Consider the following 10,504-nt stretch of genomic DNA (forward strand, 5'->3'; position numbering starts at 1 on the left):
GTCAGTGTCGGGCGGAACCGGCCGGCGGATCTGCTTCCCCGCCGTCGACCGGACCGGCCCCGGCGTCCGGCCGGCCCGCCGCGTCCGACCTTGCGGCCTCCGACCCGGCACCGGCGTCCGCCGCGCTGTCCGCGCCCGACCCGACGGCGTCCGCCGCCGGATCGGCGTCCGGCCCGACGGTCTCCGACGCGCTGTCCGCGTCCGTCGGGTCGACCGGGGCCGGCTCGTCGGGGGCGGTCGTGGCGGGCACCGACCCGGCGATCGGCGGGTCGGTCTGCGCGGCGGCGTCGACCGGCGGGATGTCGGCCAGCGGCACCGCCTCGACCGCGCCGGCCACACCGGCTGCCGGGGCCGGCACGTCGACCACGTCCGGGCCACCGAACAGCCTGGGCAGCGTCCCGGTGTACGCGGCCCGCAACTCGTCCAGGCCGACCTGGAACTGACCGCGCACCTCCAGCGCGGCACCGGTCGGGGCGGTGACCCCGATCGGCTCCACCGGCACGCCCCGCTCGGCGGCCAGGGCGGTGAACGCCTTCTCGTGGCCGCGCGGCACCGAGACCAGGGCCCGCCCGGCGGACTCGCTGAACAGGTACACGAACGGCATCGACCCACCGGTGAACCGCTCCGGCACGGCGACCTGCGCGCCGACGCCCCGCCGCAGGCAGGCTTCCACCAGGCCCTGCGCCAGGCCGCCGTCGGAGAGGTCGTGCGCGGACCTCAGGTGCCCGACCCGGGCCGCCTCGGCCAGCAGCTCGGCCAGCGCCCGCTCGGCGTCGAGGTCCACCTTCGGCGGCACGCCGCCCAGGTGACCGTGGGTCACCCAGGCCCACTCCGAGCCGGACAGCTCGGTACGGGTCTCGCCGAGCAGGAAGATCAGGTCGTGCTCGCCGGCCGGACGCGGGTCGAAGCCCATCGGCACCCGCTCGGCGACGTCGTCGAGGATGCCGAGCACGCCGACCACCGGGGTCGGGTGGATGGCCGCCGCGCCGGTCTGGTTGTAGAAGCTGACGTTGCCGCCGGTGACCGGGATGCCCAGCTCCTGGCAGCCGTCGGCGAGACCCCGCACGGCCTCGGCGAACTGCCACATCACGCCCGGGTCCTCCGGCGAGCCGAAGTTCAGGCAGTTGGTGACGGCGATCGGCTTCGCGCCGGTCACCGCGACGTTCCGGTACGCCTCGGCGAGCGCCAGCCGGGTGCCGTGGTACGGGTCGAGGCGCGCGTAGCGACCGTTGCCGTCGACCGACAGGGCGACGCCGAGGCCGGTGCGCTCGTCGATCCGGATCACGCCGGCGTCCTCCGGCTGGGCGAGCACGGTGTTGCCCAGCACGTACCTGTCGTACTGCTCGGTGACCCAGGTGCGGTCGCAGAGGTTCGGTGAGGCGACCATGCGCAGCAGGGTCTCCCGCAGCGCTTCCGGCGTACGTGGCCGGGGCAGCGTCTCGGCCCGGTCGGCCTGGAGCAGGATCAGGTCGGCCGGCTCCCGCATCGGGCGGGCGTAGACCGGGCCGTCGTCGACGAGCGAGCCCGGCGGCACGTCCACCACGGTCTGGTCCCGCCAGGTGATCAGCAGCCGGCCCGGCCGGCCGTCCTCGGCCGGCGGGGTGACCTCACCGATCGCGGTGGCCAGCACGCCCCACTTCTCGCAGGTCTTCAGCACCGCGTCGAGCTGCTCCGGCTCGACGACCAGCAGCATCCGCTCCTGGGACTCGCTGGCGAGGATCTCGTGCGGCTCCATCGACGGCTCGCGCAGCGGCACCCGCTCCAGCCAGACCCGCATGCCGGTGCCGGCCGCCGCGGCGGTCTCGGTGAGCGCGCAGGTCAGCCCCGCCCCGCCGAGATCCTGGATGCCGACGACCAGCTCGGCGTCGTACAGCTCCAGGCACGCCTCGATCAGCAGCTTCTCGATGAACGGGTCGCCGACCTGAACGGACGGGCGGCGCTTCTCGCTGCCCTCGTCGAAGGTGGCGCTGGCCAGCACGGAGACCCCGCCGATGCCGTCCCGGCCGGTCTTGGCGCCCATCAGCACCACCACGTTGCCGGGGCCGGCGGCCTCCTTCTTCTGCAGGCGGTCCACCGGCAGCACACCGAGGCAGAGCGCGTTGACCAGGGGGTTTCCCTGGTAGCAGGGGTCGAAGACGACCTCGCCGCCGATGTTCGGCAGGCCGAGGCAGTTGCCGTACCCGCCGACGCCGGCCACCACGCCGGGCAGCACCCTGGCGGTGTCCGGGTGGTCGGCCGCGCCGAAGCGCAGCGGGTCCATCACCGCGACCGGGCGGGCGCCCATGGCGAGGATGTCCCGGACGATGCCGCCGACGCCGGTCGCCGCGCCCTGGTACGGCTCGACGAAGCTCGGGTGGTTGTGCGACTCGACCTTGAAGGTGACCGCCAGCTCGTCGGAGATCTGCACGACGCCGGCGTTCTCGCCGATGCCGGCCAGCAGCCGGTCGCTCGGCGGGGCCTTCTCGCCGAACTGCCGCAGGTGCACCTTGCTCGACTTGTAGGAGCAGTGCTCGCTCCACATGATCGAGTACATGGCCAGCTCGGACTGGGTGGGCCGACGGTCGAGGATCTGCCGGATCCGGTCGTACTCGTCGTCGCGCAACCCCAGCTCCGCGTACGGCTGAAGCTCTTCGGGGGTGTCGGCGGCGCGGGGCACGGTGTCGAGCCGGACAGCCCGGGGGTCGACAGCCGACGGGCGGGCCGGGACGGCCGGGGCGCTCGCGGCGGCGGCCGGGCTGACCGGGGCGGCCGGGTCCGGTTGGGTGGTCATGACCTCTCCTCGCTGCGCTCGCGGCCACCGGGACGGGGGTGGCTGAGCTGACCGATGATCCTGTGGTGCCGGCTCACGCCGGCGCTCCCACCAGGTGCTTGAGGACCGAGGTGAAGAAGCCGAGACCGTCCAGGGACGGGCCGGTGAGCGCCTCCACCGCGTGCTCCGGGTGCGGCATGATGCCGACCACGTTGCCGGCGGCGTTGGTGATCGCGGCGATGTCCCGCTGCGACCCGTTCGGGTTGCCGCCGAGGTAGCGGGCGACGACCCGCCCCTCGGCTTCGAGCTGGTCCAGCGTGGCGGTGTCGGCCACGAAGCAGCCCTCGCCGTTCTTGACCGGGACGAGGATCTCCTGGCCGGGCTGGTACTCGTTGCTCCAGGCGGTGCCGGTCGCCTCGATCCGCAGGACCTGGTCCCGGTTGCGGAAGTGCAGGTGCTGGTTGCGGGTCAGCGCGCCGGGGAGCAGGTGCGCCTCGCAGAGGATCTGGAAGCCGTTGCAGATGCCGAGGACGGGCAGCCCGCCACGGGCGGCGTCGACGACGGTCTCCATCACCGGGGCGAACCGGGCGATCGCCCCGCAGCGCAGGTAGTCGCCGTACGAGAAGCCGCCGGGCAGCACCACGGCGTCGACGTCGCGCAGGTCGGCGTCACCGTGCCAGAGCCGGACCGGCTCACCGCCGGCGATGCGGACGGCCCGGGCGGCGTCCCCGTCGTCCAGCGAGCCGGGGAAGGTCACCACACCCACGCGCGCGGTCACGGGCGCGCGTCCAGCAGGTCGTCGGCCTCGACCAGACGGACGGTGAAGTCCTCGATGACCGGGTTGGCGAGCAGCTTGTCGGCGATCTCCCGGGCGCGGTCCAGATCCGGCTCACCGGTGAACTCGATCTCGATGCGCCTGCCGATCCGGACGGAGGCGACGTCACCGACGCCGAGCCGCGGCAGCGCGTTTGCGACGGCCTGGCCCTGCGGATCGAGGATCTCGGGCTTGAGCATGACGTCGACGACGACGCGAGGCACTGGGCACTCCTGACTGTGTACGCAGTTGGGTGCCGACCCAGAACGGGCGAGCCCAGCCAGCCTACCTGGCAGATGACGCCCCGGACGCACCGGCCGGTCGCCGCCCACGTGTTGATCCACATTATGGGCCGGGGGTCGACCGTGACGGGCGTCGACACGCCCGCGTACCGGGATCGGGCCCCGGCGGCGGCTCCCCGGCGGACGGCCACCCGGGCGACGGAACGCGAGGGACGCTCACGAAAACCGGTATGTACCGACCGGTATCGATCCGGCTCTTGTCGACGCGACCGACCGCCTCTTACTGTACGTCGACAGATGTCGATGGATTTCGACGACCCGGCGGGTCAGGTGACCCGTCGACGGCCCGCCTGACCCCGGTGATCCCGGGCCCCCGCCGAAGGAGTCCTCCACCATGCGAATCCGCCACCTGGTCGCCGCCCTCAGCGCCGCGTTCGTCGGCACGCTCGGCCTCGGCGCGCCGGCCACCGCCGCCCCGTCCGCCGACGTCACCCCCTACATCATCGGCGGCAGCTACGTCAGCTCCGCCCCGTGGGCCGCCGCCGTGTTCAGCAACGGCTCGTTCACCTGCTCCGGCAGCGTCATCGGCGCCGAATGGGTGCTCACCGCCCGGCACTGCGTCAGCGGCTCGATGTCGGTGCGGATCGGCAGCGTCTACTACGCCTCCGGCGGCACCACCCGCACCGTCAGCGCCAGCTACACCCGCTACGACCTGGCCCTGATGCGGCTCTCCAGCGCGGTCAGCACCTCGTACGTGACGCTGGGCACCAGCAACCCGCCGAGCGGCTCCAGCAACAGCATCTACGGCTGGGGCATGACCTGCTACAGCGGATGCGGCGCGTCCAGCCAGCTCAAGACCGCCACCGTCCAGGTCACCGGCACCACCACCGACGCGTACGGCGGCCCGGCCATCCGCAGCACCCGGGTCAACGGCAACGCGTGGCGGGGCGACTCGGGCGGCCCGCAGTTCTACAACGGCCGGCAGGTCGGGGTGGCCTCCACCGCCAACGGCACCACCATCCAGAACTACTCCAGCGTCGCCTCCAGCCGCTCCTGGATCACCTCGGTCACCGGCATCTGACAGCCACCCCGGCGCACGCCGGGGTGCCGACCCGGCGCGCCCGAACGGCGCGGACGAGGCCGCTCGACCGGCCCGTCCGCGCCGTACCGTTTCCGAGCAGCCGCGCCGTTCCCGGCGGGCGTGCCTGTCCGCTCCTACCGTGCCCGTTCCCGGCGTGACGCGGCGTTCGCCGCCCACCGTGCCGTTTCGCAGCATCAGGCGAGGTGAACACGGCTCGCGAACCGCCCGCCCGGGCGGATGTCAACATCGGTGGGTGCTGGTCGTGACGACGGATTCGCTCCCCGGCTACGAGATCCGCCAGGTCCTCGGCGAAGTGGTGTCCTCCATGGCCCGGACCCGCAACCCGTACCGCGAGGGCGTGAAGAACCTGCGCGGTGGCGCGTACGACCCGATGGCGCCGGACAACCTCACCCGCTGGCGTACCGACTCGGTGGCCCGGCTCGGCGAGGAGGCCCGCCGGCTCGGCGCGAACGCCGTGGTGGGGATGCGGTTCGACAGCCGCGACTGCGGTGAGATGTGGATGGAGATGTGCGCCTACGGCACGGCTGTCGTCGTCGTACCCCGGGCGCCCGCGACCATGCCCCCCGACCAGCCGCTGGTGGCGGCGGGCACCGCGCACGACGCGGAGATCGCCGAGGCCCCCGGCGGCATCGCCGAGCCGCCGAGCGCCCCCACCCTCTCCACCGCCGCCGAAACCCCCACCCGCGGCTCCTGACCCAGCGGGCGGGGCGGGGCTCAGAGGATGGGGGGCGGGGAGTAGGCGGCGGCTTCGGGGCGCTGGGTGACGATCTTGGTGATCTGGGCGGTGACCGCCTCGACCTGGGCGGCGGCGGTGCCGGTGAAGGCGCGGGGGTCGGCGACCAGGTCGGCGATCTCGGCCCGGGTCAGGCCCAGCCTCGGGTCGCCGGCGAGCCTGTCGAACAGGTCGTTCTCCGCCGCGCCCCGCTCCCGCATGCCGAGCGCCACCGCGACCGCGTGCTCCTTGATCGCCTCGTGCGCGACCTCCCGGCCCACGCCGCGCCGGACCGCCGCGACCAGGATCTTCGTGGTGGCCAGGAACGGCAGGAACCGCTCCAGCTCCCGGTTGACCACCGCCGGGTACGCCCCGAACTCGTCGAGCACGGTGAGGAACGTCTGGAACAGCCCGTCGGCGGCGAAGAAGGCGTCCGGCAGGGCCACCCGGCGCACCACCGAGCAGGACACGTCCCCCTCGTTCCACTGGTCGCCGGCCAGCTCGCCGACCATCGACAGGTAGCCCCGAAGGATCACCGCGAACCCGTTGACCCGCTCGCTGGAGCGGGTGTTCATCTTGTGCGGCATCGCGCTGGAGCCGACCTGGCCGGGCTTGAAGCCCTCGGTGACCAGCTCCTGACCGACCATCAGCCGGATCGTGGTGGCCAGCGACGACGGCGCGGCGGCCACCTGCACCAGCGCGGCCACCACGTCGAAGTCGAGCGAGCGCGGGTAGACCTGCCCGACGCTGTCCAGCACCCGGGCGAAGCCCAGGTGCCCGGCGACCCGCCGCTCCAGCTCGGCCACCCGGCCGGTGTCGCCGTCGAACAGGTCGAGCTGGTCGGCGGCGGTGCCCACCGGGCCCTTGATGCCCCGCAGCGGGTACCGGCCGATCAGGTCCTCCACCCGCTCGTACGCGACCAGCAGCTCCTCGGCGGCCGACGCGAAGCGCTTGCCCAGCGTGGTCGCCTGCGCCGCCACGTTGTGCGACCGGCCGGTCATCACCAGGTCGGTGTGCTCGTGGGCGAGCCAGGCCAGCCGGGCCAGCGCGGCCACCATCCGGTCCCGGATCAGCTCCAGCGAGGCCCGGATCTGGAGCTGCTCGACGTTCTCGGTGAGATCCCGGGAGGTCATCCCCTTGTGCACGTGCTCGTGCCCGGCGAGGGCGCTGAACTCCTCGATCCGCGCCTTCACGTCGTGCCGGGTGACCCGCTCCCGCTCGGCGATGGAGGCCAGGTCGACCTGGTCGAGGACCCGCTCGTACGCCTCGACGCCCCCGTCGGGCAGCGGCACGCCGAGATCCCGCTGGGCTTTCAGGACGGCGAGCCAGAGCCGCCGTTCCATCCGTACCTTCTCCTCCGGCGACCAGAGGGCGACCAGCTCGGGGGAGGCGTACCGGTGGGCGAGCACGTTCGGAATCGTCGTCACCCGGCCATTGTCCGGCACGGTCGGACCCGGGCCGCGCGGCGGGCGGCGGCCGGGTGACCGGGGCCCGTCCGGCCGCACCCCGGACGGGACCGGAACGCCCCCGTGCGGGCGACCCGACCCAGCGGGCTGGATCGATCATCGTCTGCCCGTTGCACCGGGCGGGACGCGTCGCTAGGGTGCGTGGCAGAGGCCGGCATCTCCCCCCGTGGATGCCGGCCTCTGCATTACCGGGTCGGCGCCAAATCCCCCCAGACGACGCGAACACCGGAATGAGAGATGCTGATCAGGGTCAGGCCACACGCCAACATCGATGAGCTTACGATGGATGCGCGCCGGCCGTCAACTGAAGTTAATGACGGGCGAACGCCGGTTAATCTGAGCTTTCCCAGCTACCGCGGAGGTGCAGCGGCCTTGAACAGCCCAGCCGAGGACGGGACGTCCTTCGCGGACCGGCTCAACCTGCTCTTCGACACGATACGTCCCGCCGGTCGGGAAAATCCGCACAGCAACAAAGACGTCGCGGCGGCCATTCGCGCGGCGGGCGGATCCATTTCCGATGTGTACATCTGGCAGTTACGCACCGGTCGCCGGACGAATCCCACCAAAGAGCACATCGAATCGCTCGCCCAGTTCTTCGGCGTCAGCGCGGCGTACTTCTTCGACGACGAGCAGGCCCGGCACACCATCGCCGACCTGAAGACGCTGGGCGCCCTGCGCAAGCTCCAAGTGCAGCACGTGTCGCTGCGCACCGTGCTCCAGCACAAGGGCCTCTCCCCGGCCAGCCAGCAGGTCATCCAGCAGATGGTCGACCGCTGCCTCGAACTGGAGGGCCTCACCGACCGCGAACCGGTCGAGCCGGGCCCGGCGGGGGACGGACCGTCATGACCGGGTGGCGTGCCAAACGCCGGTTGACGCGCCTCACCAGCGGAATCCGGGTCCCCGCCACCCCGGACAGCGCGGCCCTCTGCCAGGCCGTGGCCGAACGCCTCGACCGGCCGGTCCAGCTCCTCCCGCTGCCGTTGCCCACCGCCGCCCCCTGCGGCATCGTCCTCAGCACCCCACAGAGCCACTACGTCGCGTACGACAACCGGACCAGCCCCCTGCACCAGCGGCACATCGTCGCGCACGAGCTGGGCCACCTGCTGGCCGGGCACGCCGCCCGCCCGGTCGGCGCGACCCAACTCGCCCGGCTGCTGATGCCCACCCTCGACCCGGACATGGTCACCTCCGTGCTCGGCCGGGTGCCCGGCTTCGACGAGCGGGCCGAATGGGAGGCCGAGGTGATCGCCGACCTGCTCCGCAAGCACACCGGACGCCGACCGACGCCCACCACCGGACGACCCGCCGACCCGGCCGCCACCACCGCCGACCCGTCGGCCGCCGCGGTCGTCGACCGGATCCGACAGTCCCTGAGCGGACCGGTCACCGATGCATGAGCTCCTCTACCCCGTCCTCGCCGTCCTCGCCTGGGTGGCCGCGGGCGCCCGCCTCTGCTCCGGCATGCGCAACGGCCCGGTCGCCCCGGCCCGCCACGCGGTCACCAGCGCGTTCGCGCTGCTCGCGGTGACCTTCACCGTCTCCACACCGGCCGTCTGGGCGCTCGCCGACCGGGTCACCGGGCTCGACAACGCCACCGCGCTCGTCGCGCACCTCTGCGTGGTCGGCTTCTCCACCAGCCTCCAGGTGCTGCTGCTCTGGTGGACCAACCCCGCCGAGACCGCCCGCCGCCGCAGCCGCAACCGACTGGTCTCGCTGGCCGCGGTGGCGGTGCTGCTCACCGTGCTCTTCGTCGCCATCGGCCCCACCCGGACCCACCACACCGACTTCGTGGTCGCCTACGCCCACCGGCCGCCACTCGCCGCGTACCTGCTGACGTACCTGGTGGCGTTCACCGCCGGGCTGCTCGACATCATCCGGATCTGCTGGCCGTACGCCCGCCTGGCCGGGCCCGGCTGGGTGCGACGCGGCCTGCGGATGACCGCCGTCGGGGCCGTGCTCGGGCTGGTCTACGCGGCGGCCCGGTTCCTCGACGTGCTGACCGCGCTGGGCTGGCACCCGCCCCGCTGGGAGGCGATCGTCCCGATCACGGCCAGCGCCGGCGCGCTCCTGGTCATCACCGGCCTGACCCTGCCGGCCCTCGCCCCCCGACTCGACAACGTCGCCGGCACCACCCACCGGATCCGGCTGCTCCGCCAGCTCCGCCCGCTCTGGGCCGCGCTCTGCGCCGCCGTACCCGCCGTGCGGCTGGCCCACGAGCAGCGCTGGTGGCGGCCGGCGGACCGGCTGCACCGCCGGGTCATCGAGATCTACGACGCCCGGCTGGTGCTGCGCCCGTACCTCAGCGAAGCCGTCGGGGACCGGGCCCGCCGCCGTGCGGAGGCCGACGGCCTCGGCGGCGACGACCTGGCCGCCGTCGTCGAGGCCGCCAAGCTGCGCGCCGCGCTGGCCGCGATGCGCGCCGACGTCCGCCCACGCCGACCGGAACGCCCCGACCCGCCCGATCCGGCCCTCGACGAGGTACGCGAGGTCGAGCAGTTGGCCCGGGTCGCGCACGCCTTCACCAACTCGCCCCTGGTCGGCATCACCGCCCGGGACCCCGCCGACGCCTGAACCACCGACGCCGCCTCTTGACCAACCCGCCTCTTGACCAACCCGCCTCTTGATCGACCCGCCTCTTGATCAACCCGGTTTCGCCGATATCGGGGCATCCCGCCCCGTCGACCCCGCCACATCAAGGAAACGGCCACCGCCCGCCCTCGGCGGGGCGTTCCCCGGCGACCCTCGGCGGGGGGTTCCCGGCAGCCGTGGGCCGGGGGTTCCCGGCAGCCGTGGGCCGGGGGGTTCCCGGCGGCCGTGGGCGGGGGCCCTGGCCTGGACGGGCCGTCACGGGTGAGGCCACATCGGGCGACGACCACGTGCGGGCCGGGGGCGACGGGCCGGGGTGGCGGGCCGGACGCGACCGTGGCGGGCCGGGGTGGCCGGGTTGCTGGTGAGAGCCTGTCGAGCTGCCCCGGTTGTGCTACCGGCCAACCGACCAGCAGCGCGCGGCGGAGGTGCAGGGCCACCCGATGCCGCCTCCAGCGGGGCCACCCTGCTCGTCAGGCACCGACCGGAAGCCGCCGGGGGTACCAGCGCAGTGCCGGAAGCGTCGTCCAGGCGCACCACCGCCGACCAACCGCCGCCTCCGTACCAGCGTCGTGACTCTCACCCGCTCCGCAGACCGGCGCAGCCTCCACTTGCCGGCCGACACGAACGATTAGACGGTGTTCCGATCCTCGCCCGGTCCGAAGACCGGGCGCAGCGTGGCTCCGGACGCGACGGCCTCGACCGTCGACCCGTAGTTGCGATCCTCGCCCGGTCCGGAGACCGGGCGCAGCGACCGATCAGCGGGATGTCGCTGGCCCCGCCCCGGGTGTTGCGATCCTCGCCCGGTCCGGAGACCGGGCGCAGCATCGCGG

9 protein-coding genes and 1 CRISPR repeat array (1 of these 10 running past the window's edge) are annotated in these 10,504 nt (G+C 73.5%); of the genes, 5 read left to right on the forward strand and 4 right to left on the reverse strand.

Translation table 11 applies throughout. The features are described from left to right. Window position 1 precedes the first annotated feature (1 nt). The 3 genes from purL to purS all read right to left on the reverse strand — a co-directional run bounded on the left by purL (window position 2) and on the right by purS (window position 3,787). Window positions 2-2,770, reverse strand: coding sequence for a phosphoribosylformylglycinamidine synthase subunit PurL (purL, locus tag O7606_RS18090; protein WP_281595208.1), 2,769 nt, complete (start codon window positions 2,768-2,770; stop codon window positions 2-4). Window positions 2,771-2,843: 73 nt separating this feature from the next. Further along, complete coding sequence (gene purQ / locus O7606_RS18095) at window positions 2,844-3,527, reverse strand: phosphoribosylformylglycinamidine synthase subunit PurQ (protein WP_281595209.1); 684 nt, start codon at window positions 3,525-3,527, stop codon at window positions 2,844-2,846. After that, entirely contained in the window at window positions 3,524-3,787 is a 264-nt protein-coding gene (purS, locus tag O7606_RS18100; RefSeq protein ID WP_281595210.1) for a phosphoribosylformylglycinamidine synthase subunit PurS, read from the reverse strand. Before purS ends, purQ begins: the two co-directional genes overlap by 4 nt. A gap of 412 nt (window positions 3,788-4,199) precedes the next feature. On the opposite strand from purS, the gene O7606_RS18105 reads away from it, so the two are divergent. Continuing rightward, on the forward strand, window positions 4,200-4,886 hold the full coding sequence (locus O7606_RS18105; RefSeq protein ID WP_281595211.1) for a DUF1986 domain-containing protein: 687 nt from the start codon (window positions 4,200-4,202) through the stop codon (window positions 4,884-4,886). Window positions 4,887-5,079: 193 nt separating this feature from the next. Next, complete coding sequence (locus O7606_RS18110; protein ID WP_281599745.1) at window positions 5,080-5,601, forward strand: YbjQ family protein; 522 nt, start codon at window positions 5,080-5,082, stop codon at window positions 5,599-5,601. Window positions 5,602-5,621: 20 nt separating this feature from the next. On the opposite strand, the gene purB is transcribed toward O7606_RS18110, so the two are convergent. Then, window positions 5,622-7,046, reverse strand: coding sequence for an adenylosuccinate lyase (purB, locus tag O7606_RS18115; protein ID WP_281595212.1), 1,425 nt, complete (start codon window positions 7,044-7,046; stop codon window positions 5,622-5,624). Between the two features lie 411 nt (window positions 7,047-7,457). Between purB and O7606_RS18120 the strand changes: the two genes are divergently transcribed. Genes O7606_RS18120 through O7606_RS18130 form a run of 3 tightly spaced genes read left to right on the forward strand, consistent with a single transcriptional unit; the run spans window position 7,458 to window position 9,656 of the window. Continuing rightward, window positions 7,458-7,931, forward strand: a complete 474-nt coding sequence (locus tag O7606_RS18120) for a helix-turn-helix domain-containing protein (protein WP_281595213.1) — start codon at window positions 7,458-7,460, stop codon at window positions 7,929-7,931. Then, window positions 7,928-8,482, forward strand: a complete 555-nt coding sequence (locus tag O7606_RS18125) for an ImmA/IrrE family metallo-endopeptidase (RefSeq protein WP_281595214.1) — start codon at window positions 7,928-7,930, stop codon at window positions 8,480-8,482. Before O7606_RS18120 ends, O7606_RS18125 begins: the two co-directional genes overlap by 4 nt. Then, window positions 8,475-9,656, forward strand: a complete 1,182-nt coding sequence (locus O7606_RS18130) for an MAB_1171c family putative transporter (protein WP_281595215.1) — start codon at window positions 8,475-8,477, stop codon at window positions 9,654-9,656. Before O7606_RS18125 ends, O7606_RS18130 begins: the two co-directional genes overlap by 8 nt. A 584-nt stretch (window positions 9,657-10,240) precedes the next feature. Then, window positions 10,241-10,504: a CRISPR direct-repeat array (repeat unit 36 nt; unit sequence GTTGCGATCCTCGCCCGGTCCGGAGACCGGGCGCAG) (it continues 639 nt past the right edge of the window).

This window comes from Micromonospora sp. WMMD882 (genome assembly GCF_027497255.1).
Lineage (GTDB): Bacteria > Actinomycetota > Actinomycetes > Mycobacteriales > Micromonosporaceae > Micromonospora.

Coding starts and splice junctions, on each gene's coding strand:
- purL (WP_281595208.1), bottom strand. CDS start 2,770: ATGACCACCCAACCGGACCCGGCCGCCCCGGTCAGCCCGGCCGCCGCC.
- O7606_RS18105 (WP_281595211.1), top strand. CDS start 4,200: ATGCGAATCCGCCACCTGGTCGCCGCCCTCAGCGCCGCGTTCGTCGGC.
- O7606_RS18125 (WP_281595214.1), top strand. CDS start 7,928: ATGACCGGGTGGCGTGCCAAACGCCGGTTGACGCGCCTCACCAGCGGA.
- O7606_RS18130 (WP_281595215.1), top strand. CDS start 8,475: ATGCATGAGCTCCTCTACCCCGTCCTCGCCGTCCTCGCCTGGGTGGCC.